Raw genomic sequence first — 25,810 nt, forward strand, 5'->3', positions numbered from 1 at the left:
GAGAGCCTGCGGCGGAGCGGATATTCCGGGCGCTGCTCTTCCGAACGCGCCTCTGCACATGTCAGTGCCGTGGCCTCGAGAGCTGTTTGCGCAGCAGCTTCGGAATGACGAGACCCGCCCCGCGTCATTCTCTGGCAGGGGCATGGGGAAGGCGGGAAGACTCGACTCGCCTTCCGGTGGGGAGCGTTCTATAAAGAACAAAGAGAGAACATAAGCTTTGCCCCATGCCCGAAATCGCCTCGACCCTGTCCGATCTGCGCCGCAGCCTCTCAGAGGCCGCCTTGCGGGGCGGGCCGGTTGCGGCCGGGCGGATCGGCCTCGGCGTGCCTGCGCTGGACGAAGCCCTGAACGGCGGGCTCGCACGGGCGGCGCTGCATGAGGTCTACGCTGCCGAGGTCGCCGATCTCGCCGCCGCGACCGGCTTCGCGCTCGGCCTCGCGCTGCGGGCGGGGGTGGCAGATGAGAAGGCCGGAGCATTTTCGAGCGAAGTGGGCATCGGTTCGCGTGAAGAAACGCGGAATGGCTCCAACGAGCGTTCCATCCTGTGGGCGCGGCAGGATTTCGTCGATGCCGAAGCCGGGCGATTGCACGCGCCGGGATTGAACGAATTCGGCCTCGATCCGTCACGCCTCCTGCTGGTGCGGGCGCGCGACGGCGAGGGCGTGTTGCGGGCGGGCGCCGAGGCGGCGCGCTGTGCCGCGCTGGGCGCCGTGCTGATCGAACCCTGGGGCGAGCCGCGCCCTTTCGACCTGACGGCGAGCCGCCGTCTCGCTCTGGCGGCGGAAGCCTCGGGCGTGCCGGTGCTGCTGCTGCGCGTCGCGGCGACCGAGGCGCCGAGCGCGGCGCGCACGCGCTGGCAGGTGAGGGCGCTGGCCTCGCGGGCCTTGGAGGCGAATGCGCCGGGCGCGCCGGCCTTCGCCCTGAGATTGCTGCGCCAGCGCGGCGGCGCGGCCGAACGTGAGTGGCGTGTGGAGTGGGACCGTGACCGACATTGCTTTGCGGAACGCAGCCTTTTCGACCGAGCTTCCCGGACAGACCATGCCGCGCCGCTATCTCGCCCTCTGGTTCCCCTTCCTGGCGACGGACAGATTGCGGCGGACGGGCGCGATTCCGACCTCCGGCGCGCCGGCTGAGAAGCCGCACGTGCTGACCGAGATGCAGGGCAATGCCCTGCGCCTCGTCGATTGCGACCGGCGCGCCGTCGATCTCGGCCTGACGCGCGGGATGACGCTGGCCGATGCTCGCGCTCGCATTCCCGATCTCGTCGCGCTGGAGACGCAAGCTCAGGCCGATTGCGAATTCCTCGAAGCGCTCGCCGGTTTCTGCGACCGTTTCACGCCGCTTGTCGCGCTCGACGAACCGCATGGCCTGATCCTCGACATCACCGGCTGCGCCCATCTCTTCGGCGGCGAGAGGGGGCTCGGTAATCTGGCTGGGCGCGCCATGCAACGCGGCGGCCTCAAGCTCAAGGCCGCCATCGCCGGCACGCCCGACGCCGCCCGTGCCTGCGCGCGGCACGGTCTCGGCGGCATCATCCCGCCCGGCCAGGAGGAGGCGTGGCTCCGCCCGCTGCCGACCGCCGCGCTGGATACCGACGCGGAGACCGTGATCGCGCTCTCCCGCGCCGGCCTCAAGACGCTCGACCATCTCGCGGAGCGCCCTTCGGAAACGCTCTCGGCCCGCTTCGGCGAGGCGCTGGCGGTCAAGCTCCGGCGTATCCTCGGCCATGAGGATCGCCGCATCACGCCGTTGCGCCCGCCGCCCGACTGCGTTGTGGAGCGCCATTTCGCCGAGCCTTTCGCCGACACCGCGAGCCTCGAGGCTGTCGTCGTCAGGCTGATCGGGGAGGCGGCGCGGGTCTTGGAGGCACGCGGCGAGGGCGGTCGCGTCTTCGAGCTCGGCTTCTTTCGCAGCGACGGCGCGGTGCGCCGCCTCGCCATCGAGACCGGCCACCCGTCGCGCGACGCCAAGGCACTGCTCAGGCTCTATCGCGAGCGCGTGGAAACCTTGTCCGATCCGCTCGATCCCGGCTTCGGCTTCGATGCGATCAAGCTCGCAGTGCCGCTCTGCGAGCCGCTCGACACGCCGCAGCACAGCCTCGATGGCCGCGCGGTCGAGGAGGAGGCAGTGGCCGATCTGGTCGACCGGCTCGTCACCCGCTTCGGCCGCGACCGGGTGCTGCGCTTCGCGGCGCAGGATACGCATCACCCCGTTAGGGCCGCGAAGGCGCTGTCGGCCGCTGCGCCGCTGCCGGACGCAGCTTGGTCCGTACCGGAGCCGCAGGAGCCGCCGGCCCGCCCGCTCCAGCTCTTCGAGCCGCCCCAGCCTGTCGAGGCCATCGCGGAAGTACCGGATGGCCCGCCGATCCGCTTCCGCTGGCGGCGCCTCATCCATGACATCGCCCGCGCCGAAGGCCCCGAGCGCATCGCGCCCGAATGGTGGCGCGACGGCTCCGACGAGCCGATGCGCGACTATTACCGCGTCGAGGATGCGCAAGGGCGCCGTTTCTGGCTCTACCGGATCGGCTTCTACGAGGCCGACAGCGCTCCGCCGCGCTGGTTCCTGCACGGGCTCTTCGCATGAATCAGATTGCGAATGCCTTCGCCGAACCCGTTGCCGCCTCGCATTTTTCCTTCCTGCGCGGCGCTTCGCCGGGGCCGCATATGGTGCTGACGGCGCTGCTGCTCGGTTATTCCGGCATCGGTATCGCCGACCGCAACACGGTGGCGGGCGTGGTGCGCGCCTGGGCGGCGCTGAAGCAGTTGCGCGAAGACGGTCTGCCGGCGCCCGACAAGGTCAGGCAAGGCGGCAGCCCCGGCGAATACATCTGGGTCGAGAACCCGGATTTCGCTGATCATCCCATCGAGCCCGAGCCGATGAAGGCGATGGCGAAGAAGTTCAAGCTCGCGACCGGCACCCGCCTCGTCTTCGCCGACGGCACGCCAGACATCGTCGTCTATCCCGCCAATCGTGACGGCTGGGGCCGGCTCTGCCGCCTGCTCAGCTATGGCAACCTGAAGGACGGTGTGAAGAAGGGTGAATGCCACCTCGTCCTCGACGACCTCCTGAACGATGCCCGCGACCTGCTGCTGATCCTGATGCCGGCGCGCAGCCTCGATGGTCTGCCCGCATTGCTCGCCAAGCTCGACAATGCCGCTCCCGGTGCAATCTGGCTTGCCGCCAGCATGCACCGGCGCGGCGACGACCGCCGCCGCCTCGCGCGTCTCAAGGCGATTGCCGCCGCGACCCGCACCCCGCTGATCGCGACCAATGACGCGCTCTATGATTCCATCGCGCAGCGCGACCTGCAGGATGTGCTGAGCTGCATCCGCGAGGGCACCACCATCGAGCGGGCCGGGCGCCTGCTCGAATCCAATGCCGAGCGCCATCTCAAGCTGCCGCAGGAAATGGCCCGCCTGTTTCGCGATGCGCCCGAGGCCATCGCCGAGACGCAAGCCCTGTTCTCCCGCATCGAGTTCGATCTCGGTGAGCTTGAATATGAATACCCCGACGAGCCGATCCCGCCCGGCTGGAAGGATCAGGACTGGCTGGAAGAGCTGGTCCACCAGCGCAGCCTGATCAGTTACCCGGAAGGAGTACCTGCAAAGGTGGAGGGGCTTCTGACCAAGGAGCTCGCGCTGATCAAGAAGCTCAAATATGCCCGCTACTTCCTGACCATCCGCCAGATCGTCGAGTTTGCCGATAGCAGGGGCATCCTTTGCCAGGGCCGCGGTTCTGCCGCCAATTCCGCCGTCTGCTACGTGCTCGGCATCACCGCGGTCGACCCCGCCGACAACGACGTGCTGTTCGAGCGCTTCATCTCGACCGAGCGCAAGGAGCCGCCCGATATCGACGTCGATTTCGAGCATGAGCGGCGCGAGGAGGTGATTCAGTGGATCTATGAGAAATACGGCCGCCACCGCGCCGGCATCGCCGCCACCGTGATCCATTACCGGCCACGCAGCGCCATCCGCGAGGCCGGCAAGGTACTGGGCCTGACCGAGGACGTTACAGCCCGCATCGCCGATACCAATTGGGGAAGCTGGGGCAGCGAGATCGGCGATGCCCGGGTCCGTCAGGCCGGGCTCGATCCGACCAATCCGACGATCCGCCGCGCCGTCGATTTCGCCAGCCGGCTCTTGGGCTATCCGCGCCATCTTTCGCAGCATGTCGGCGGTTTCGTCCTGTCGCGCGGGCGCCTCGACGAGACCGTGCCGATCGGCAACGCCGCGATGGAGGACCGGACCTTCATCGAATGGGACCGCGACGACATCGACGAGCTCAGATTGATGAAGGTCGATGTGCTCGCACTGGGCATGCTGACCTGCATCCGCAAGGCGTTCGATCTGATCAGGGAGAACGGGGGAAAGGACTATGCGCTCGCCGACTTCAAGGACGGCGACGAAGCGACCTATGACATGCTCTGCGAGGGCAAGTCGCTCGGCGTCTTCCAGGTCGAGAGCCGCGCCCAGATGAACATGCTGCCGCGGCTCAGGCCGCGGGAGTTCTACGACCTCGTCATTCAGGTCGCGATCGTCCGGCCCGGCCCGATTCAGGGGAATATGGTTCATCCCTATCTGAAGCGGAGGGCGGGAATCGAGAAAGTCGTGTTTCCGAAGCCCGCACCTCCTCATGATCCCAACGAGCTTCATGAGGTTCTGAACAAGACCCTCGGCGTGCCACTCTTTCAGGAGCAGGCGATGAAGCTCGCCATGGTGGCGGCCGAGTTTTCCGACATCGAAGCCAACGGCCTGCGTAAGGCGATGGCGACCTTCCGCAATGCCGGCACCATCCACCATTTCCAGGACAAGATGGTCGAACGCATGGTCGCGCGCGGCTATGAACGCGACTTTGCCCAGCGTTGCTTCGACCAGATCAGGGGCTTCGGCAGCTATGGCTTCCCGGAGAGCCACGCGGCTTCCTTCGCCAAGCTGGTCTACATCTCCTCCTTCCTAAAGAAGCATTATCCGGCCGCTTTCGCCGCCGCATTGTTGAATTCCCAGCCGATGGGCTTCTACGCTCCCGCCCAGATCGTCCGGGAGGCGGAGGAGAACGGCGGTGTCGAACCACGACCCGCCGATGTCAATTCCAGCTTCTCGGACAACAGCTTGGAAGCTGTTTCGGAATCAAGTTCTTATCATGATCGGCCGCATCAGGAGAGCAAACGGGATCCCTTCGCCCTGCGCCTCGGCTTCCGTCAGATCGACGGTTTCAAGGATGACTGGGGCAACGCCATCTCAAAGGAGCGAGAAACGGGCGACCCCTATCGCGACGTCGAGGAACTGATGCGCCGGGCCAATCTCCCCGCCCGCGCCATGCGCCTGCTTGCCGATGCCGATGCCTTCCGCTCGCTCGGGCTCGACCGGCGCGAGGCGCTCTGGGCCGTGCGTCGCCTGCCGGATGATCCGGCGCTGCCGCTGTTTCAGGTTGCGCAGGCGCGCGAGCTAGGCTCGGAGCGGAGTATGGCGCTGCCGGTCATGCCGCTGGCCGAGCATATCGTCGCCGATTACCAGACCGTCCGGCTCTCGCTGAAGGGGCACCCGATGCAGCTCCTGCGCCCGCGCTTCCGTCATGAGGGCGTGCTGAGCTGCGCCGAGACCGAGGCGAAGCCCGATGCCGCCTTCGTCCGCACGGCGGGAATCGTGCTGGTGCGGCAGCGGCCGGGCAAGGGCAACGCCATCTTCGTCACGCTGGAGGACGAGACCGGCATCACCAATGTCGTGATCTGGGCGCGATTGTTCGAGCGTTTCCGCCGCGAGGTCATGGGCGCGCGGCTGATGCTGGTCGAGGGCAGGGTGCAGAAAAGCGTCGAGGGCGTCACCCATCTCATGGCCCAGCGTATCGCCGACCGCTCGGTCGACCTGCTCTCGCTCTCAGACACGCATCGTGCCGAGGTTCCGATGCCCATCGACGAACTCAAGAACCCGCCTTTGCCGCGCCATCGCCACCCGCGCAATGTGCGCATTCTCCCGAAATCCCGGGATTTCCATTGAATTTGCGCAGCTAAGGGGCGTGCAGGGCACTCACCAAAACAAACTTCTCCAATGGAAGTAAAATAAGAAAAAACACGCTACTTGCTGTAAATTGAACCTTGGTCGTCATGGGTATAAGTGGTTCGTTCGATTTACCGAACAGGCGGCCACGACCATGGCGAACGGCTTCGGCTCGGACGAACCCTCGACGACAACGCCGGCAGAGGCGCTGCTGGCGCATCGCGCGGCCGCGCTCGATGTGGCGTTCGGCAAGGCGGACGTGCCCGCGCGCGTTTCCGGCATCGTCGCGGAAGCGAACGGGCGAGTAGTCTTCACCACCTCCTTCGGTCTCGAAGATCAGGTCCTGACCCATTTCATCGCGACCGCAAAGCTGCCTGTCACCTTCGCCACGCTCGATACCGGCCGGCTCTTTCCCGAGGTCTATGCGCTCTGGCAGGAGACCGAGGAACGCTACGGCATCGTGATCCGCCCCTATTACCCTCGCCACGACACGCTCGAGCTTCACGTGCGCCAGAACGGCATCAACGGCTTCTATGCCTCGCGCGACGCCCGCAAGTCATGCTGCGATATCCGCAAGGTCGAGCCGCTGGGCCGGGCGCTCGCCGGCGCCGATATCTGGCTGACCGGCCTGCGCGCCGATCAGTCGGCTGCCCGCGGCGGGGTGAAGCTGGCGGAGGCCGATGCGGCGCGGGGCCTCGTCAAGGCGAGCCCGCTGATCGATTGGTCGCGTGAACAGGCGCTCGCCTTCGCGCAGGAGAACGCCGTGCCGCTCAATCCGCTGCACGCGCAGGGTTTCGTTTCGATCGGTTGCCAGCCCTGCACCCGTGCCATCCGCCCCGGCGAGCCCGAGCGGGCCGGGCGCTGGTGGTGGGAGGACGATGCGGCCAAGGAATGCGGCCTGCATGTCGGGCAGGACGGAAAATTGGCGCGCGCCAAAGCCGCGCCGCTGGAGGCGCGTGCATGATCCAGCTCAGCCATCTCCAGAAGCTCGAGGCGGAAGCGATCTTCATCATCCGCGAGGTCGTCGCGACCTGCGACAAGCCGGTGCTGCTCTATTCGATCGGCAAGGACTCGGCCGTCCTGCTGCATCTCGTGATGAAGGCCTTCTATCCGGCAAAGCCGCCTTTTCCGCTGCTCCATGTCGACACGACCTGGAAGTTCCGCGAGATGATCGCCTTCCGTGACGAGACGGCGAAGCGGCTCGGGCTCGATCTGATCGTTCATATCAACCGCGAAGGCGTCGAGGCCGGGATCAACCCGTTCACTTCGGGCTCGCGCGTCCATACCGACGTGATGAAGACGCAAGGGCTGAAGCAGGCGCTCGACCTCCACAAGTTCGATGCGGCCTTTGGCGGTGCGCGCCGTGACGAGGAGAAGAGCCGGGCCAAGGAGCGCGTCTTCTCGCTGCGTAGCCCTGAGCATCGCTGGGACCCGAAAAACCAGCGTCCTGAGCCCTGGCAGCTTTTCAACACCCGCAAGCATCGCGGCGAGAGCTTTCGCGTCTTCCCGCTCTCCAATTGGACCGAGCGCGACGTCTGGGACTACATCGCGCTGGAGAACATCCCCGTCGTGCCGCTCTATTTCGCCGCGCCCAGGCCGGTCGTCCGGCGCGACGGCGCCTGGATCATGCGCGACGACGAGCGCATGGGGCTCCTTCCCGGCGAGACGGTCGAAACCCGCATGGTCCGCTTCCGCACGCTCGGCTGCTACCCGCTGACCGGCGCGGTGGAGAGCGAGGCGACGAACCTCACCGACATCATCGCCGAGATGCGCTCGTCGCGATCCTCAGAGCGGCAGGGCCGCGTCATCGATCATGACGGCTCGGGCTCGATGGAGCAGAAGAAGCAGGAAGGCTATTTCTGATGGGCTTCGCCGTTGCCAAGAAAAAGGCACCGAAACCGGTGCAGACGCCGCTTCCGGCCAACGATGCTCCAGCTTCGTCCGAAACAGGCCAGCATTCGCTGCTGCGCTTCATCACCTGCGGCTCGGTCGATGACGGCAAGTCGACCCTGATCGGTCGCATGCTCTACGAGGCCGGCGCCGTCTTCGACGACCAGCTCAGCACCCTCGACAGCGATTCCCGCAAGTTCGGCACGCAAGGCGAGGCGCCCGATTTCGCGCTGCTGGTCGACGGCCTCTCGGCCGAGCGCGAGCAGGGCATCACCATCGATGTCGCCTATCGCTATTTCGCGACGCAGACGCGCAGCTTCATCGTCGCCGACACGCCCGGCCACGAGCAGTACACCCGCAACATGGCGACGGGCGCCTCCACCGCCGATCTCGCCATCATCCTGGTGGATGCCCGCAAAGGCCTGCTGCCGCAGACGCGCCGCCATTCCTTCATCGTCTCGCTGGTCGGCGTCCGCCATGTCGTGGTTGCCATCAACAAGATGGACCTCGTCGGTTATGACGAAGCGGTTTTCGAGCGCATCGCGGACGACTATCGCGCGGCGGTGAAAAGCCTTGGCTTTGCCTCGATCCGCTTCATCCCGGTCTCGGCCCGCGACGGCGAGAACGTCATGCGCCCGTCGACGCTGATGCCCTGGTATGATGGCCCGGCGCTACTGCCCTATCTTGAGGGCGTCGCGGCCGCCCGTGCTGCCCCCAGTGACGAAGGCTTCGTCCTGCCGGTGCAATGGGTCAACCGGCCCGATCTCGATTTCCGCGGCTATGCTGGTACGCCGGTTGCCGGTCGCGCTCGTGTCGGAGACCCCGTCGTCGCGCTGCCCTCCGGCCGCACCAGCCGCATCGCACGTTTGATCGGCGCAGCCGGCGAGGCAAGCCAGATCGCTGCCGGCCAGGCCGCGACGGTCGCACTGGAGAACGATATCGACGTCTCGCGTGGCGACGTCATCGCCGCTGCCGGGGCGGCGCTGCCGGTGAGCCGCGGCCTGAAGGCACGCCTGCTCTGGACGGGCGAGCGGGCCATGCTCGAAGGCGGCCAATTTCTGGTGAAGCTCGCGACGCAGAGCGCCAATGCGACGGTCGAGACGCTGCATCACAGCATCGATATCGAGGGCTTCCAGCCGCTGCCGGCGCAGAGCCTGGGCATGAACGGCATCGGTCTCGTCACGCTCCGGCTCGATCGGCCGCTGGTCTCGCTGCCCTACGCGCAGAGCCACCAGCTTGGCGGTTTCATCCTGATCGACCGGATCAGCAACGAGACGGTGGCCTTCGGCTTCGTCGAACCCGTCGAGGGCGAGGCTCGACAGGCCGTGGGCGAGGGCGGGGCGCTGGTACGGGCGCAACGCGGCGTCCTTCGCATCGTCGGCCGGCGGGGCACGCCGGACCGCCGGGCATGGCTTGCCGGGATCAGCTGGCGTGTGTTGAGCACGGCCGGGCTGTTCGCGGCAGCCTTCGTGCTGACGGCCAATGCGGCAGCATCCCTGGCGCTCGCCTTCGGCGACATCCTGCTGCGTCCCGGCTTGCGGGCGCTGCATATGCGGCTCTGGCGCAAGGCGCCGGTCGGGGCGTTGCAGGACGGCGCGGGGATTTAGGGCGCGGGGTCAGGCACCGACCACCGCCGTCGCCTCGATCTCCAGCAGCGCCTCCGGCTCGACCAGTGCGGTGACGGCGACCACCGCCATGGCCGGGAAATGCCGGCCGAAGACCTCGCGATAGGCCGGCCCCATCTCCCTGAGGCTGGCGCGATAGGTCGCGATATCCGTGACATACCAGGTCAGCCGCACGATATCCTCGACGCGCCCGCCGCCGGCCTCGACCACCGCCCTGATATTGAGGAAGGTCTGGCGCAACTGGCCGATGAAGCCCTCGGCGAAGACGCCTTGCGCGTCCCAGCCGACGAGCCCGCCGGTCACCAGCACACGGCCTTCCGCCACCATGCCGTTGGCATAGCCGCGCGGCTGCGGCCAGCCTTCGGGCAGGATGGCGCGGGATTGGAAGTGGTCGGACATGGCGTATCGCCTCGTTTTCGGCCGTTCAGGCTCTGTCGAAAGATAGATTAACTCTCGCCCTGGGCCATCTGGCGCAGGGCGAAGCGTTGCAGCTTGCCGGTCGCTGTTTTCGGCAGGGCGGCGACGAATTCGATCGCGCGCGGGTATTTGTAGGGCGCGATGCTGGCCTTCACGTGCTCCTGCAGCACCTTGGCCAGCGCGGCGTCGCCGGTGACGCCCTCGCGCAGCACGACATAGGCCTTCACGATCTGTCCGCGCTCGGGGCAGGGTGCGCCGACCACGCCGCATTCGGCCACGGCTTCATGCATCAGCAGGCAGGCTTCCACCTCGGGACCGGCAATATTGTATCCGGCCGAGACGATCATGTCGTCGGAACGGGCCTGGTACCAGAAGTAGCCATCCGCATCGCGCAGATAGGTGTCGCCGGTGATGTTCCAGCCGTTCAGGACATAGACCGCCTGGCGCGGGTCGGCGAGGTAGCGGCAGCCGGTCGGGCCGCGGACGGCGAGGCGCCCGGGGGTGCCGTCCGGCACATCGCGCCCCTCGGCGTCGACGATCTTCGCCTCATAGCCCGGCACCGGAGTTCCGGTCGCGCCCGGCCGGATCGCCTCGCGCGGCGCGCCGATGAAGATATGCAGCATCTCGGTTGCGCCGATGCCGTCGAGCAGCGGCATGCCGGTCCGCGCCTGCCAGGCATCGAAGGTCGCCTTGGGCAGCGCCTCGCCGGCGGAGACGCAAGTTCGGAGCGAGGCGATGTCGCGCCCGTCGAGCTTGTCGAGCATGGCGCGATAGGCGGTGGGCGCCGTGAAGACGACGCTGACCTTGTGGCGCTCGATCGCGTCGATGAGATCGGCCGGGCCGGCCTTCTCGGGCAGCACCATCGCCGCACCGATCCGCATCGGGAAGAGCACGAGCCCGCCGAGTCCGAAGGTGAAAGCGAGCGGCGGCGAGCCGGTGAAGCGATCATCCGGAGAGGCCTTCAGCACGCGCGCGCCGTAGCAGTCGCAGATCGCCAGCATGTCCTGGTGGAAATGCATCGTGCCCTTGGGCTCGCCGGTGGTGCCGGAGGTGAAGGCGATCAGGCAGACATCGTCTCGCGCCGTGTCGGCGGCTTCGAAATGCTCATAGCCAGATTGCGTCATCAGGGCTTCCAGCTCGCTCTTGGCACTGCCGAAGGCGACGATGCGGGCCAATTCCGGCACCTGCCCCTTGGCGGTCTCCAGCTCGGCCGTAAGGCGGTGGTCGCAAAGCGCGAGCGTGATCTTCGCCTTGCGCAGGGGATAGGCAAGCTCGCCCGCCCGCAGCATCGGCATGGTCGCGACAGCGACGCCACCGGCCTTGATGACGGCGAGATAGGCGGCGACCATCATCGGCGTGTTGCCGGCGCGCAGCAGCACGCGGTTGCCGCTGACCATGCCGAGATCGCGGGTCAGCACATTGGCGATACGGTTCACCTGCTCGGCGAGATCGGCATAGCTCCAGTGCAGATCATTGGCGATCACGGCCGTGCGTCCGCCGCGCCCCTCGGCGATGTGCCGGTCGAGCAATTCGGCGACGCAGTTCAGCCGTTCAGGATAAGTCAGTCCCGCTTCTTCCAGTTTGAGATCGGGCCAGCTTTCGCGCGGGGGCAGGTTGTCCCGCGCGAAGCTGTCCTGATGTCCCGATCTCGCGAACCCGGTTGCTGTCATTGCATTCCCCTGCAAGAGCCGGATCCGATCAGGTCCCCTCGGCCTGACCGGTGAATCCGCCTCTAACGATCTGTTCTTCCGGCATGTGCTTTCAGAAGATCGCGCGCGATCACGACCTTCTGGACCTCCGAGGCGCCCTCGTAGATGCGCAGTGCCCGGATCTCCCGGTAGAGTTCTTCGACCTTGACGCCCTTGGTGACGCCAAGCCCGCCATGGATCTGGACGGCCCGGTCGATCACCTTCTGGGCGTTCTCGGTCGCGACGAGCTTCGCCAGCGCGGCCTCGCGGGTGACGCGCGCCGCGCCGCGGTCCTTGGTCCAGGCCGCGCGGTAGACGAGGAGGGCGGCGGCATCGACCTCGGCAGCACTGTCGGCGATGGCCGCCTGCGACAACTGGAGATCGCCGAGCGTGCCGCCGAAGAGCTCGCGGCCATTGGCATGGGTCAGCGTCTCATGCAGCGCCCGTCTCGCGAAGCCGAGCGCGGCGGCGCCGACCGTCGAGCGGAAGATATCGAGCGTCGCCATCGCGACCTTGAAGCCGTCGCCGGGCCCGCCGATGCGGTTATCGAGCGGGACGCGGCAGCTTTCGAAGCGCAAGGTGGCCAGCGGATGCGGCGCGATCACCTCGATGCGTTCCGCGATGGTGAGGCCGGGCGTGTCGGCCTCGACCAGGAAGGCGGAGAGGCCGCGCGCGCCCGGGGCCTCGCCGGTGCGAGCGAAGACGACATAATGGTCGGCGATGCCGCCATTCGAGATCCAGCTCTTCTCGCCGCCGATGCGGACATGGGTATTGCCGTCCGGCGTCGCGGTCGTCGCCATCGCTGCGACATCCGATCCGGCTTCCTTTTCGGACAGCGCAAAGGCGGCGATGCGCTTGCCGGCAGCGACATCCGGCAGGATGTGCCGCTTCATCGCCTCGGAGCCGGCGATCGAGATCGCGCCGGTGCCGAGTCCCTGCATGGCGAAGGCGAAATCCGCGAGCCCGTCATGCGCGGCCAAAATCTCGCGGGCGAGGCAGAGGGTACGCACGTCGAGCTTGTCGTTGAGCCCGCCATAGGCAGCCGGCACGGCAGCCTTCAGGAAGCCCGCTGCACCCAAAGCCGCGACGCGCGCCCGGCAGGCCTCGTCCACGTCGTCGTGGGGCAGGTCGGCGAGATAGGAATCGGCCCAGCCGGACAATTCGGCGGCGAAAGCGCGATGGCTCTCCTCGAAGAACGGCCAGTCCAGCGTGTCGCCGAGGATGTCGAGGCCGAGAGGAGAAGCGCTGCTCATCTCAGTTGCCCTCGAAGACCGGCTTCTGCTTGTTGGCGAAGGCGTGATAGGCGCGGGAAAAGTCTTCGGTCTGCATGCAGAGCGCCTGCGCCACGGCTTCCGCCTCGATCGCGCTCTCGACCGACATCGCCCATTCCATTTCGAGCATGCGCTTGGTCATCGCATTGGCGAAGGTCGGGCCATCAGCCAGTTCGGCAGCGAGCGTCTGCGCTTCCGGCAGCACGGCCTCGGAGGCGCAGATGCGGTTGAGGAAGCCCCAGCGCTCGGCTTCCTCGCCCCTGAGCACGCGGCCGGTATAGAGCAGTTCCGCGGCGCGGCCCTGGCCGATGATCCGCGGCAGCATCGCGCAGGCGCCCATGTCGCAACCAGCAAGGCCCACGCGGTTGAACAGGAAGGCGATCTTGCTGCCGGCCGTGCCGAGCCTGAGGTCGGAAGCCATCGCGACGATCGCGCCGGCCCCGGCGCAGACGCCATCGATCGCGGCGACGATCGGCTGCGGGCAGGCCCGCATCGCCTTGACCAGCTCGCCGGTCATCCGGGTGAACTTGAGCAGGTCCTTGGTCTCCATCGCGACCAGCGGCCCGATGATCTCGAAGACGTCGCCGCCCGAGGAGAAATTGCCGCCGGCGCCGGTCACCACGATCGCCTTGACCGCCTCTTCCTTCTGCGCGGCGAGGAAGAAATCCGTGAGTTCGCGGTAGCTTGCGAAGGTCAGCGGATTCTTTTTCTCAGGCCGGTTCAGCGTCACCGTCGCGACCTTTCCGGAGACCGAGAGGCTGAAATGCTCCGGCGTGAAACCTGCCAGCGGCAGGGTCGTGGCATTGGCGATCTCTGCCATCAGGCGTCTCCCTTGGCGGCTTCGCCGATCCGCCCCGCGATGGCGCGATGCAGCGAGGTCTTGGTCTCTCCGAGCAGCCGGAAAAGCTGCGCGATGGCGGGCTGGTCGAGTCCGGCGAACAACTCGGCGATCCAGTCCTCATGGCGCTCGGCCATGGCGCGGAAGACCTTGCGACCCTGTGCGGTCAGGGTGAGGATCTGCACGCGCCGGTCCTGCGGGGCGGAGCGCTTGTCGACGAGCCCATCCGTCACGAGGCCGGCGACGACGGCGGTGACATTGCCGTTGGAGACCATCAGGCGCTGCGAGACCTCGCCGACGGTCATGCCGACCGCCGTCTTGTCGAGCTGGGCCATCAGGTCGAAGCGCGGCAGCGTGGTCTTGAACTCCTCGCGCAGCCGGTTGCGGATCTCAGTCTCGATCAGGGTCGAGCAGGTCAGCATCCGCAGCCAGAGACGCAACTCGTCCTTGTGGTCGCCGGGGCGCTCGCTGGCCTTGGTCTCGCGGTCCAGCACGAGGGCGGAAGAGGGCGTTTCCATCTCAGAACTCCCCGCCATTGATCATGAGCGACTGGCCGGTGACGGCATCGCTGCCCGGCCCGCACAGGTAGAGCACGGCGGCGGCGACCTCTTCCGGTGCGATCAGCCGGCCTTGCGGATTGTCCTTGATCATGGCCGCCAGCGCGTCCTCGCGGCTCTTGCCGGTCTTGTTGGCGACATTGTCGATGCTGGCGGTCGCCATGTCGGTATCGGCATAGCCGGGGCAGACCGCGTTGACGGTGACGCCGGAGCGCGCCGTCTCCAGCGCCAGTGACTTCACCAGCCCGATCACGGCATGTTTCGCCGCCGTATAGGCGCTGACATAAGGGTAGCCGCGATGCCCCGCCGTCGAGGCGATGGCGATCAGGCGGCCGCGGCGGTGCTCCAGCATGGCCGGCAAAGTGGCGTGGAACAGGTTCACCGTGCCGATCAGGTTGATGTCGAGCATACGACGGAAGCGTTCGTTGTCGCTGCGCATGAACGGGCCGGTTTCGACCGCGCCGGCATTGGCGATGGCGATGTCATAGGCATGCTGGCGGGAGAGCCGATCCAGCGCTGCGGAGACCGAGGCTTCGTCGCGCACGTCGCAGGCCGCGAAATCCGCGGCGACGCCAGCTGCGACGGCCTCCCGCAGAGTCGCCTCGTCGCGCCCGAGGATGCTGACCCTGGCTCCGGCTGCTGTCAGCCCGGCGGCGATGGCCCGGCCGATGCCGCGTCCGCCGCCCGTCACCAGTGCACGCTGTTCCCGCAGTGTCATGGCCGCTCGACCTCCGGATGAGAATATATTTTAAGTCTGAAGGAATTTGCAAGCAGCCTGATGGCAGCCGCGATGCAAGGGTATTTCGAACGCAAGCTGGCAATCCGGTAGGGCGCTTTTGAGTATCGAGCGGCATGGCCCCGCGGTGGCTGCCGCAAAATCCTCTTGAGGCCAAAAACATTTCAGGCTTAAAATAATTTCTCAAGCCGGATCGACCCGGCTCCCGGATGGAGGCGTCGATGCGTATCGCGGTCGTGGGCGGAGGGCCGGCGGGGCTCTATTTCGCGCTCCTGATGAAGCGGGATTGGCCGGAGCTGACGGTCGACGTCTTCGAGCGCAACCAGCCGGACGACACCTTCGGCTTCGGCGTGGTCTTCTCCGACCAGACGCTCGATACGTTCAAGATGGCGGATGCGCAGAGCTATGCCGCGATCCGGGACAATTTCGCCTACTGGGACGACATCGAGATCCACTTCAAGGGCGACACCTTCCGCGTGCCTGGCAACGGCTTCTGCGGCTGCTCGCGCCGCTCGCTGCTGATGCTGGTGCAGGCGAGGGCGCGCGAGCTCGGCGTCAACCTGCATTTCGGCAGCGAGATCGCCGACACCGAGACCTTGAAGCGCGATTACGATCTCGTCGTCGGCGCCGACGGCATCAACAGCCGCATCCGCGAGAACTGGCGTGAGCGCTTCCAGCCGCAGACTGACTTGCGCCCCAACCATTTCACCTGGATGGGCTCGACCCGTCCCTTCGACGCCTTCACCTTCTTCTTCAGGGAGACGGAGCACGGCGTCTTCATCGCCCATTGCTACCAGTACGAGGCCGGCCGCTCGACCTGGGTGCTGGAGACCGACCCCGAGACCTTCGCGAAGGCTGGCCTGGGCGCCATGGACGAGGCGCAGTCGGCAGCTTTCCTCGAAGGCGTCTTCGCTGAGGAACTGCAGGGCCACAAGCTCATCACCAACCGCTCGCTCTGGCGCAATTTCCCGATGATCCGCTGCCGTCATTGGGTGGTCGAGAATGTCGTGCTGATTGGCGACGCCAAGGCGACGGCGCATTTCTCGATCGGCTCAGGCACCAAGCTCGCGATGGAGGATGCCATCGCCCTGCACAGGGCGATGGGGCAGGCGAAGCTCGATGTCGCTGCCGGCCTGAAGCTGTTCGAGACGCAGCGCCGCGAGGAGGTCGAGAAGACCCAGCATGCGGCGGATGTCTCGCTGGTCTGGTTCGAGGAATTGAAACGCTTCTGGGATTTCGAGCCCTTGCGCTTCGCCTTCGGCCTGATGACCCGCTCCAAGGCGATCACCTATGACAATCTGGCACTGCGCGCGCCGGAGATGGTCTCGGCTGTCGACAAGCTCGTCGCCGATGGCCTTGGAGACTTTGCCAAGCGCCGCAAGGACGGCTCTCCGGTGCCGCCGGCCTTCCAGCCGTTCAAGCTGCGCGAGATGCGGGTCGAGAACCGCATGACGCTCTCGCCGATGTGCCAGTATTCGGCGCAGGACGGCCTGCCTGATGATTGGCACCTGATGCATTACGGCTCCCGCGCCATCGGCGGCCCGGGCCTGATCTTCACCGAGATGACCTGCGTCGCGCCCGATGCCCGCATCACGCCCGGCTGCACCGGGCTCTGGAACGATGCGCAGGAAGCCGCCTGGAAGCGGATCACCGACTTCGTCCACGCCCATTCAGCGGCAAAAATCTGCCTGCAGCTCGGCCATGCCGGGCGAAAAGGCGCGACCAGGCTGATGTGGGAGGGCATGGACCGACCGCTGCCGGACGGCGCCTGGCCGATCGTCTCGGCGTCGCCCTTGCCCTACTATCCCGAAAGCCAGGTGCCGCGCGAGATGACCCACGCCGACATGGACCTGGTCAAGGCGCAGTTCGTCGCCGCGGCCGAGCGTGGCGAACGGGCCGGCTTCGACATGCTGGAGCTGCACTGCGCCCATGGCTATCTGCTCGCAAGCTTCCTCTCGCCGCTGACCAACAGGCGCACGGACGACTATGGCGGCCCGGTCGAAAATCGGTTGCGCTATCCGCTGGAGGTCTTCCGGGCTCTGCGCGAGGCCTGGCCGCGCGAGAAGCCGATGTCGGTGCGCATCTCCGCTACGGACTGGGCCGAGGGCGGCCTCTCGGCGGCCGATTCCGTCGCCATTGCCGAGGCTTTCGCCGCCGAGGGCTGTGACCTCGTCGACGTCTCGACCGGCCAGACTGCCCGGGAATCGCGGCCCATCTACGGCCGCATGTTCCAGACGCCGTTCTCGGACCGCATCCGCAACGAGGCGCAGGTGGCGACCATGTGCGTCGGCAACATCACGACAGCCGATCAGGTCAACACCATCATCGCGGCCGGCCGCGCCGATCTCGTCGCGCTCGGGCGGCCGCACCTCGCCGATCCATCCTTCGTGCTGCGCGCTGCCGCCTGGTACGGCGTCGATGCCGACCAGCCGGTGCAGTACGGGCCCGGCAAGGACCAGCTCATGCGCAACACGCCGCGGGAGCGCGAGGAGCTCGAGACGCTGAAGCTCAAGGCCAAGCCCAGCCGCCACGCGCCGGTCATCGAGGCCTGAGACTCTATTTTGCGCCCTGCGAACGCCCGGAAGGTGAAACCTCCGGGATGGTCGGCGCCGTGGCAGGGCGCTCGCCGAACGGGCTGGCCGAAGGTGGGTTGCGCCGCAGCCGGAAGGCGAGATAGGCCGCAGCCGCCGCCGAGAGCAGGCCGAGATAGGCCAGCAGACCGTTCGGCCCGACCGTCTGCATGAAGGCGGCGGCGACCAGGGGGCCGATCGCCGAGCCTGTCGCCCAGAGGAAGAGCAATTGCGCCGAGAGGCCGAGCGCCCGTTCGCGGCCGAGCCGGAAATAGGCATGCGCGACGGCGACCGTGTAGATCGGCATCGCCCCTGCGCCGATCAGGGCGAAAAGCCCGAACAGCCAGAAGCGCGTATGAGGCACGGAGAGCCAGAGCACGACGCCGAGCGCCAGCGAGCAGAGCACGACCGAGACGGTGGCGGTCAGCATGATCTTGCGGCTCTCGACGCGGTCTGCCAGCAGCCCGAGCGGCCATTGCAGCACGAGCGCGCCGATCTGGATGCCGGCGGTCAGCAGGATCGCCCAGGCCTGGTCGAGGCCGATCAGGATGCCGTAGGCCGGTGCGATATTGGTCAGCGCGCCGCCCATCAGCCCGACATAGAGACAGCCGATCACCGAGGCCGGCGCGTATTGCCACATCGTGTTGAGCCGGACCGAGACGACCTCGCCCGATTCAGGTCCCTTGGCGCGGGTCATGCCGACCGGGATCAGTGCGATCGAGAAGGTCGCGCTCGCCAGCAGGAAGACATCGTGCGATTGCAGCGAGACATAGCCGACACCGATCTGCGAGCCGATCAGCGCCAGGCGGTTGAGGATCTGGTAGAAGCCGAACAGGCGCCCGCGCTGGCCGGCCTTGGCCTGGCCGCTGATCCAGCTCTCGATGCAGATCGCATGGCCGGCGCCGGCGAAGCCCATGCCGAGCCGTGAGATACCCCAGAAATCGAGCGATGTGAGCGCGAAGCTGATCGTCAGAACCGCCTGCAGCGCCGCGAAGACGCCGAAGGCGCGGATATGCCCGACACGGCGGATGAAAGCGGGGATGACGAAGCAGCCGGCGAGGAAGCCGACGGAATAGGCCGAGCCGACAAGGCCGATCAGCAGCGGCGCCTTCTGCTCCAGCGCCATCTTGAGCGGCACGACCGTGTTCACGATGGTCGAGGCGATCTGCAGGATCAGAGCGCCGCTGACGATTGCGCCGAGCGCTGCGACGGAACTCGTCCGGGGCTCGGCTGGCTGGCTCACGGCGGTCCCGGCCTCCGGCGCAGCGGCCACTGAATCCTGCGATTCCGGCGGCTGCAACTCCTGCGGTTGCGATGCTTGCGACATATCCGATTCGAAGGCCGGTTGGTGAGAAATAGGTTGGAATTGCAGCCTTGCCCGAAAAAATGGGCCAATCGGGGCAGGTCGCGAAAAAACCCGTCTTTCTTCCTCCATCGTCCGGTCTCGATCGCGCCGTCTTCGCGTGGCCTTGGAGGCGCGCGCCGGGCCCTGTGCCGCCGCGCGCGAACCGCGAAAAATTATCGATCCGGTTCACCGGCGATTAACCAAGGCGGCGCCTTATCGATACGGAACGAAGTTTGGGTTCTCCCGGCATGTCCTGTCACACCGCGATGCGCACCGTGCCTCCCTCGGTCGAGGCGCGTGCGGCCGTGCTGTGCCTGCGGCCGCCGGGCGTGGCGTAAGCGTATCGAGAGTGCGGCGGATGACGTATGCGACCTATGTGCGGGAAGGTGGCGCGCCCTATGTGCGGCCGCGTCGTCGCCGCAGGCCCTTGCTGAAGGGGCTTCTCCTCGCGCTCGCCCTGAGCGGCGGCGCCATGTCCGGCTTCTGGATGCTGGGGCAGGGCGCGCCCGGCCCCGATGCGGAGAAGGTGCCCGCCGCAATCGCCCATAAGGGATCGGCCGGTCATGTCGCGCAGCAGCAGGCGCCGGCCTATAGCGGCCTGCTCGATCCCTCCCTGTCGGGCGGCAAGGGTGCCTCCTTCGTCCAGGGCGCTCCCGTCCGCTCCGCGTTCCAGCCGGCGGCCCCGGTGCCGCCATCCTCGTCGCTCGCCGCTGTCGCTCCCGCGGAGCCCGCCTTGCCGCTGCCGCCGCAGCCTCCGGTCACGCTGGCGGAGAAGGCCGCTCCCATGCCGGTGCCGCGCCCCTTGGATCTGCTGCCGAAGGCCGGTCCGCAGCAGCTCCAGCCGCAACAAGTCCAGCCGCGCGTCGCCCAGCCGACGACGTCGCGTCGCAACCGGACGGCTGCCGCCGCGCCGACGCCCGGGGACAACCGCAGCTTCTTCGAGAAGCTTTTCGGCGTGCAGAAGCAGCAGGAGCCGGCCGGGACCGTGCTCGCCTATGCCGCGCCGCAGGACGACATCATCGATCGTGGCCGCATCACCCGTCTCAGCCCCTCGGCCGGCACCCCCACGCGCACCGCCGAGGCCGGCACCGCGATCTACGATATCGCGGCCAAGATGGTCTATCTGCCGAATGGCGAGCGACTGGAGGCTCATTCAGGCCTCGGCGAGATGATGGACGATGTCCGCTACGCCCATGTCCGGATGAAGGGCGTCACCCCGCCGCACACCTATACCTTGACCGAGCGCGAGGCACTGTTCCACGGCGTGCGCGCCATTCGCCTGAACCCGGTCGGCGGCAGCGGCGCGATCCACGGCCGGGCCGGGCTCCTCGCCCATACCTATCTGCTCGGCCCGCGTGGCGACTCGAACGGCTGTATTTCCTTCAAGGATTACGATCGCTTCCTGCAGGCCTTCCTGCGCGGCGAGATCAAGCGCATCGTTGTGGTGGCGAGCCTCTGAGCGCAGGCGACTGCGCTAAGGCCGCTGCTGACGATTTGCCGTCCGCAACGCGATCCCGGTCGCGGTCAGAACGCAGCCCAGGAAGAAGGGCGGGACGAAGACCATAAGGGCTTCGGTATCCTCCCAGCGAAAGCGGAAGCGGGAGAGGCTGCAGCCGCCCGAATGCAGGCCGCAGGCGAAGAGGTTCAACGCGACCCAGCCCGCGAAGGCGACGAGGCAGAGAACCGCCCCGCCTCCGATCAGAAGCCAGCTCGCGCGCCGCATTCAGGCTTCTCCGTGAGGCGCGGCGCGGTTAGCCGCGCGCCGCCTTCGCCTTCTTCTCCGTCGCGTCCGGCTCGGCCGCTTTCTTGGCGGCCGTCTTCTTGGCAGGCGCCTTCTTTGCAGCAGCCTTCTTGGCCGGAGCCTTGGCCTTGGCTGCACCGCTGGCGGCCTTCGGCTTACCCTTGCCGCCCTTCGCCTCGGCCTTGGCGTTCGCCAGCTCGATCGCCTGTTCCAGGGTGATGCTCTCCGCGGTCATCGTCTTGGGCAGGGTCGCGAAGATCTTGCCCCAGGCGACATAGGGGCCGTATTTGCCGGCCTTGACCTCCAGCGCCCCGCCGGCGGGATGGTCACCCAGCGCCCGGCCCGGCGTCGCCGCCCGGCCGCCGCGCCCACCGCCGGCCTCCTTGGCGACGATCAGGTCGATGGCGCGGTTGGCGCCAAGCTCGAGCACGTCGTCGTCCTTGTCGATATTGGCGTAGACCTTGCCGTGCTGGACATAAGGCCCGAAGCGCCCGATGCCGACGAGGATCGGCTCGCCGCTCTCGGGATGCCGGGCGACTTCGCGCGGCAGGGAGAGGAGCGCCAACGCCTTCTCCAGCGTGACGCTCGACGGGCTCATGCCCTTGGGCAGGCTGGAGCGCTTGGGCTTCTCGCCCTCGCCGAGCTGGATATAGGGGCCGAAGCGGCCGTCGCGCAGCGTGACTTCGAGGTTCGTCACCGGATCGGTGCCGAGGATGCGCACGCCGGGCGTGCCCTGGCCGCCCTCGGCCGAGGCCTCGCCATCGGCGGCAGGGACGGAGAGGGGCCGCGTATAGCGGCATTCCGGGTAGTTCGAGCAACCGACGAAGGCGCCGAACTTGCCGAGCTTGAGCGAAAGCTGGCCGTTACCGCAGGTCGGGCAGACCCGCGGATCGGAGCCGTCGGCCTTCTTCGGGAAGATGTACTCGCCGAGGATGCCGTTCAGCGCTTCCAGCACATCGCCGACGCGCAGGTCCTTGGTCTCGCCGATCGAGGCCTGGAACTCGTCCCAGAACGCGCGCAGCAGCGCCTTCCAGTCGACTTCGGCGTTCGAAACGCGGTCGAGGTTCTCCTCGAGATTCGCGGTGAAGTCGAACTCGACATAGCGCTTGAAGAAACTCTCCAGGAACGCCGTGACCAGCATGCCCTTGTCCTCGGGCACGAGGCGCTTCTTCTCGATGCGGACATATTCGCGGTCGCGCAAAGTCGAGAGCGTCGCGGCATAGGTCGAGGGCCGGCCGATGCCGAGCTCTTCCATGCGCTTGACGAGGCTCGCTTCCGAGAAGCGCGGCGGCGGCTCCGTGAAATGCTGGTCGGCGGCGATGTCGCGCTTCTCCAGCGGGTCGCCGGCCTTCATCGCCGGCAGCTTCTTGGAGTCCTCGTCTTCCTCGTCGTCGCGGCTTTCCTGATAGAGCGTCAGGAAACCGTCGAAGAGCACGACCTGCCCGGAGGCGCGCAATTCCAGGTTGCGGGCGCCGACCTTGGCCGCGATGTCGACCGTCGTGCGCTCCATCTCGGCCGATTCCATCTGGCTCGCGATGGTGCGCTTCCAGATCAGTTCGTAGAGCTTGGCCTGCTCGGGTTCGAGCTGGCGCGCGACCATGGCCGGCAGGCGGCCGAGATCGGTCGGGCGGATGGCCTCGTGGGCCTCCTGCGCGTTCTTGGCCTTGACCATGTATTTGCGCGGCGCGTTCGGCACGTATTTGGCGCCGAACTCCTTGCCGATGACGTTGCGCGCCGCGGTGATCGCCGAGGCGTCCATGTCGACGCCGTCGGTTCGCATATAGGTGATGAGGCCGACGGTCTCGCCGCCGATGTCGACGCCTTCATAGAGCCGCTGCGCCAGCTGCATCGTCCGCGCCGGGGCGAGGCCGAGCTTGCGCGAGGCTTCCTGCTGCAGCGTCGAGGTCTGGAACGGCGGCTGTGGGTGGCGCTTGACCGGCTTGGCCTCGACTTCGCTGACGGCGAAGAGGGCGGTTTCCAGCGCCGCCTTGAAGGCCTTGGCCTCCTCCTCGTTGCCGATATCGAGCCGGGTGATCTTCTTGCCGTCGGCGCCGACGAGCCGGGCCTCGAAGGTCTGGCCGGATTCCGTCGCGAGCGTCGCAACCAGCGACCAGTATTCGCGGGCCCGGAAGGCCTCGATCTCCCGCTCGCGGTCGCAGACGAGGCGCAGCGCCACCGACTGCACGCGGCCGGCCGAGCGCGCGCCCGGCAACTTGCGCCACAGCACCGGGGAGAGGGTGAAGCCGACGAGATAGTCGAGCGCGCGGCGCGCCAGATAGGCATCGACCAGCGCCTGGTCGATCTGGCGCGGATTGGCCAGCGCCTTCTGCACGGCGTCCTTGGTCACGGCGTTGAAGGTGACGCGCTCGACGGGAATGCCTTTCAGCACCTTCTTCTGGTTCAGCGCTTCCAGCACATGCCAGGAGATCGCCTCGCCCTCGCGATCCGGGTCGGTGGCGAGGATCAGCTTCTCGGCGCCCTTCACGGCGCGCGCGATCTCGGCGACCTGCTTGGCGCCGCGGCCCTCGATCTCCCATTTCATGGAGAAGTCGTTGTCGGGCTCGACCGAGCCGTCCTTGGCCGGCAGGTCACGGATATGCCCGAACGAGGCGATGACCTCGTAATCGGAGCCGAGATATTTGTTGATCGTCTTGGCCTTGGCCGGCGACTCGACGACGAGGAGCTTCATGATTTTCGTGTCTCGATAACAGCCTTGATCAGAGCGCGGAACCGGCCGTAACGGACGGTCCCGCGACCCGCAAGACCGCTGCGGTTCGGAAGATGCGCGCGAAAGTGGTTCAGCGCGCCGGCTCTGTCAAACCCCGAATGGATGACAACGACGATCGCCGGCCCGCTGATGCAGCGGTGAGACATGGGGGCGATCGCCGGCTTTGCAAGCGGGGGCCTCAGCCCCGCGCCGCCACCAGCCGGTCGATGAAGCCGTCGGTCTGGGCGCCGTTGATCCAGCGCAGCACCGCGACGACATCCTGCTCCGGGTCGACCCAGATCACGTTGCTGCCGGCGCCCAGCGCCGAGAAGGACGCGGCCGGCACGCCGGGGCGCGCCGCCAGCCACCAGAGATAGCCGTAATTGGCCAGGGTGGGCGAGGGCGTCAGCATGCGCCTGACCCAGTCGCGGGACAGGATCTGCCGGCCGCCCCAATCGCCCTCGCGGCCGATCAGCAGGCCGAAGCGGGCATGGTCGCGCGCGCCGATGAACAGCCCGCCGCCCCAATGGCCGCCGCCCGGCACCGACTGGATCGAGCGTCCGTCGATCTCGGTGAAGGAGGTGCTGTAGCCCTCCCAGCGCCAGTCCGGCGAGGCGCCGATCGGGTTCATGACCCGCTCGCGCAGCACCTCCGGCAACGGGCGGCGGAAGCGCTCCAGCAGCGCATAGCTGAGGACGTTCACGCGCACGTCGTTATATTCGTAGAAGGAGCCCGGCGTCTTGAGTTCGCGGCGCTGGCCCTTGCGGCTGTTGTCCGCGCCGGGCCCGATCTGGCGGTTATGGTCGACCTGGTCGGACTTGCCGAAGATCTCGCCCTGCCACTCACTGGATTGCTGCAGCAGGTGCCGCCAGGTGATCTGGCCGTTATGGGCGCCGGCGAAGACCGGGCCGGCGACCGTCGCACCGACCGGCTCCTCGACATCCTTGATCAGTCCATCATCGAAGGCGATGCCGGCGAGCACGGCGAGATAGCTCTTGGCGATCGAGAAGGTCATGTCGGTGCGGGCGGTGTCGCCCCATTCGGCGACGATGCGCCCGCCCTTCAGGATCAGCCCTGCCGGGCCGCCGCGCTCGCGCACCGGGCCGACGATCTCGGTCCAGGGGCCGCGCTCGTTCCACTCGACATTCCCGACATAGCTGCCGTCCGGATAATAGAGGCTGCGCGGCCAGGGGCTCTCCTGCTCGCGGGCGAACTCGACCGCGGCCTTCAGCCTCTCCGGGTCGAAGCCGGCCTCGGCGGGCGCGATCGTCTGCCAGAGGGCCCCATTGGGGGCGGGAACGAAGGCATCGGTCGGGCTGGACAAGGCGGCATCCTCACACGGCGGAAAACCCGATTGGTAGCGCCGTTTCGGCGAAAGCTCCAAGACCCGCAAGACAACACCCACAGGACATGTGTCCTCCCAGCCGGGAGGAGCTTGCGCCGCACCCGACTCGCGCCTAAACAGCCTGCTTCAAATGACATCGCCAGCACCGCTCTATCCGCACCGCCATCTCCTCGGGATCGAGGGGTTGTCCCATCTGGACATCGAGGCGCTGTTGGACAGGGCCGAGGACTATGTCGCGCTCTCCCGCCAGGTCGAGAAGAAGGCGGCGACCTTGCGCGGCCGCACCCAGATCAACCTGTTCTTCGAGCCCTCGACCCGGACGCAGGCCTCCTTCGAGCTGGCCGGCAAGCGCCTCGGTGCCGATGTCATGAACATGTCCGTCGCCTCTTCTTCGGTGAAGAAGGGCGAGACGCTGATCGACACCGCCGCGACGCTCAACGCCATGCGGCCGGACATCATCGTCGTGCGTCACCATGCAGCGGGGGCGGTCAACCTGCTCGCCCGCAAGGTTGGATGCTCGGTGGTCAATGCCGGCGACGGCGCCCATGAGCATCCGACGCAGGCGCTGCTCGACGCATTGACCATCCGCCGCAACAAGGGCCGCATCCAGGGCCTGACGGTGGCGATCTGCGGCGACATCCTGCATTCGCGCGTCGCCCGCTCCAACATCATCCTGCTCAACGCGCTGGGCGCGAAAGTCCGGCTGATCGCGCCGACGACGCTGCTGCCGGTTGGCATCGAGCGCATGGGCGTCGAAATCTTCACCGATATGAACAAGGGGCTGGAGGGCGCCGACATCGTGATGATGCTGCGCCTCCAGCTCGAGCGCATGCATGGCGCCTTCGTGCCCTCGCCGAAGGAGTATTTCCGCTATTACGGGCTCGATCACGAGAAGCTGGAGCGCGCTCAAGCTGACGCGCTGGTGATGCATCCGGGCCCGATGAATCGTGGCGTCGAGATTTCTTCTGCGGTCGCCGACGGCGCCCAGTCGCTGATCCGCGAGCAGGTCGAGATGGGGGTCGCCGTCCGCATGGCCGTGCTCGACGCGCTGGCCCAGCATCTGCCGAATGCGTAAGCGTAAAGAGAG

General features: G+C 67.1%; 19 protein-coding genes. 9 read left to right on the forward strand and 10 right to left on the reverse strand.

The window, feature by feature from the left end; genetic code table 11:
• Nucleotides 1-224 precede the first annotated feature (224 nt).
• The 6 genes from FHT98_RS21905 (at nucleotide 225) to FHT98_RS21930 (ending at nucleotide 9,490) form a co-directional block, all read left to right on the forward strand.
• Nucleotides 225-1,133: an ImuA family protein gene (locus FHT98_RS21905; protein ID WP_210244396.1), complete on the forward strand. Its 909-nt coding sequence runs from the start codon at nucleotides 225-227 to the stop codon at nucleotides 1,131-1,133.
• Nucleotides 1,039-2,583, forward strand: coding sequence for a Y-family DNA polymerase (locus tag FHT98_RS21910; RefSeq protein WP_142115286.1), 1,545 nt, complete (start codon nucleotides 1,039-1,041; stop codon nucleotides 2,581-2,583). Before FHT98_RS21905 ends, FHT98_RS21910 begins: the two co-directional genes overlap by 95 nt.
• Nucleotides 2,580-5,993 carry an error-prone DNA polymerase gene (locus tag FHT98_RS21915; RefSeq protein ID WP_142115287.1) on the forward strand — a complete coding sequence of 1,138 codons (3,414 nt, stop codon included), beginning with the start codon at nucleotides 2,580-2,582 and terminating at the stop codon, nucleotides 5,991-5,993. Before FHT98_RS21910 ends, FHT98_RS21915 begins: the two co-directional genes overlap by 4 nt.
• Before the next feature lie 154 nt (nucleotides 5,994-6,147).
• Complete coding sequence (locus tag FHT98_RS21920; protein ID WP_142115288.1) at nucleotides 6,148-6,957, forward strand: phosphoadenylyl-sulfate reductase; 810 nt, start codon at nucleotides 6,148-6,150, stop codon at nucleotides 6,955-6,957.
• Nucleotides 6,954-7,856, forward strand: a complete 903-nt coding sequence (gene cysD / locus FHT98_RS21925; RefSeq protein ID WP_248309274.1) for a sulfate adenylyltransferase subunit CysD — start codon at nucleotides 6,954-6,956, stop codon at nucleotides 7,854-7,856. Before FHT98_RS21920 ends, cysD begins: the two co-directional genes overlap by 4 nt.
• Nucleotides 7,856-9,490 (forward strand): sulfate adenylyltransferase subunit 1, encoded by a 1,635-nt coding sequence (locus tag FHT98_RS21930; RefSeq protein WP_142115290.1) that lies wholly within the window; start codon nucleotides 7,856-7,858, stop codon nucleotides 9,488-9,490. The genes cysD and FHT98_RS21930 overlap by 1 nt, the downstream gene beginning before the upstream one ends.
• Nucleotides 9,491-9,499: 9 nt before the next feature.
• Here the strand turns inward: FHT98_RS21930 and FHT98_RS21935 are convergent, their stop codons facing one another.
• The 6 genes from FHT98_RS21935 to FHT98_RS21960 all read right to left on the reverse strand — a co-directional run bounded on the left by FHT98_RS21935 (nucleotide 9,500) and on the right by FHT98_RS21960 (nucleotide 14,997).
• A complete protein-coding gene (locus FHT98_RS21935) occupies nucleotides 9,500-9,907 on the reverse strand; it encodes a RidA family protein (RefSeq protein WP_142115291.1) in 408 nt (135 codons plus the stop codon).
• Nucleotides 9,908-9,954: 47 nt separating this feature from the next.
• A complete protein-coding gene (locus FHT98_RS21940; protein ID WP_142115292.1) occupies nucleotides 9,955-11,595 on the reverse strand; it encodes a benzoate-CoA ligase family protein in 1,641 nt (546 codons plus the stop codon).
• 62 nt (nucleotides 11,596-11,657) lie between these two features.
• Complete coding sequence (locus FHT98_RS21945; protein ID WP_142115293.1) at nucleotides 11,658-12,866, reverse strand: acyl-CoA dehydrogenase family protein; 1,209 nt, start codon at nucleotides 12,864-12,866, stop codon at nucleotides 11,658-11,660.
• A 1-nt stretch (nucleotide 12,867) separates the two neighbouring features.
• Complete coding sequence (locus FHT98_RS21950) at nucleotides 12,868-13,704, reverse strand: enoyl-CoA hydratase family protein (RefSeq protein ID WP_113587375.1); 837 nt, start codon at nucleotides 13,702-13,704, stop codon at nucleotides 12,868-12,870.
• Complete coding sequence (locus FHT98_RS21955; protein ID WP_113587376.1) at nucleotides 13,704-14,240, reverse strand: MarR family winged helix-turn-helix transcriptional regulator; 537 nt, start codon at nucleotides 14,238-14,240, stop codon at nucleotides 13,704-13,706. Before FHT98_RS21955 ends, FHT98_RS21950 begins: the two co-directional genes overlap by 1 nt.
• Before the next feature lies 1 nt (nucleotide 14,241).
• Entirely contained in the window at nucleotides 14,242-14,997 is a 756-nt protein-coding gene (locus tag FHT98_RS21960) for an SDR family NAD(P)-dependent oxidoreductase (RefSeq protein WP_142115294.1), read from the reverse strand.
• Between the two features lie 239 nt (nucleotides 14,998-15,236).
• Between FHT98_RS21960 and FHT98_RS21965 the strand changes: the two genes are divergently transcribed.
• On the forward strand, nucleotides 15,237-17,567 hold the full coding sequence (locus FHT98_RS21965) for a bifunctional salicylyl-CoA 5-hydroxylase/oxidoreductase (RefSeq protein ID WP_142115295.1): 2,331 nt from the start codon (nucleotides 15,237-15,239) through the stop codon (nucleotides 17,565-17,567).
• Between the two features lie 4 nt (nucleotides 17,568-17,571).
• Here the strand turns inward: FHT98_RS21965 and FHT98_RS21970 are convergent, their stop codons facing one another.
• Complete coding sequence (locus FHT98_RS21970; protein WP_162260047.1) at nucleotides 17,572-18,828, reverse strand: MFS transporter; 1,257 nt, start codon at nucleotides 18,826-18,828, stop codon at nucleotides 17,572-17,574.
• 460 nt (nucleotides 18,829-19,288) lie between these two features.
• On the opposite strand from FHT98_RS21970, the gene FHT98_RS21975 reads away from it, so the two are divergent.
• Nucleotides 19,289-20,389: a DUF2778 domain-containing protein gene (locus FHT98_RS21975; RefSeq protein ID WP_185745245.1), complete on the forward strand. Its 1,101-nt coding sequence runs from the start codon at nucleotides 19,289-19,291 to the stop codon at nucleotides 20,387-20,389.
• Between the two features lie 15 nt (nucleotides 20,390-20,404).
• Here the strand turns inward: FHT98_RS21975 and FHT98_RS21980 are convergent, their stop codons facing one another.
• The 3 genes from FHT98_RS21980 to FHT98_RS21990 all read right to left on the reverse strand — a co-directional run bounded on the left by FHT98_RS21980 (nucleotide 20,405) and on the right by FHT98_RS21990 (nucleotide 24,702).
• A complete protein-coding gene (locus tag FHT98_RS21980; RefSeq protein ID WP_091855465.1) occupies nucleotides 20,405-20,653 on the reverse strand; it encodes a hypothetical protein in 249 nt (82 codons plus the stop codon).
• Between the two features lie 28 nt (nucleotides 20,654-20,681).
• Entirely contained in the window at nucleotides 20,682-23,360 is a 2,679-nt protein-coding gene (gene topA / locus FHT98_RS21985) for a type I DNA topoisomerase (protein WP_142115297.1), read from the reverse strand.
• 217 nt (nucleotides 23,361-23,577) lie between these two features.
• Nucleotides 23,578-24,702: a serine hydrolase domain-containing protein gene (locus FHT98_RS21990; protein WP_248309275.1), complete on the reverse strand. Its 1,125-nt coding sequence runs from the start codon at nucleotides 24,700-24,702 to the stop codon at nucleotides 23,578-23,580.
• 151 nt (nucleotides 24,703-24,853) lie between these two features.
• Between FHT98_RS21990 and FHT98_RS21995 the strand changes: the two genes are divergently transcribed.
• Nucleotides 24,854-25,798 carry an aspartate carbamoyltransferase catalytic subunit gene (locus tag FHT98_RS21995; protein WP_091855463.1) on the forward strand — a complete coding sequence of 315 codons (945 nt, stop codon included), beginning with the start codon at nucleotides 24,854-24,856 and terminating at the stop codon, nucleotides 25,796-25,798.
• Nucleotides 25,799-25,810: the final 12 nt, after the last annotated feature.

This window comes from Allobosea sp. AK1 (assembly GCF_006714945.1).
In the GTDB taxonomy this organism is placed as follows: domain Bacteria; phylum Pseudomonadota; class Alphaproteobacteria; order Rhizobiales; family Beijerinckiaceae; genus Allobosea; species Allobosea robiniae.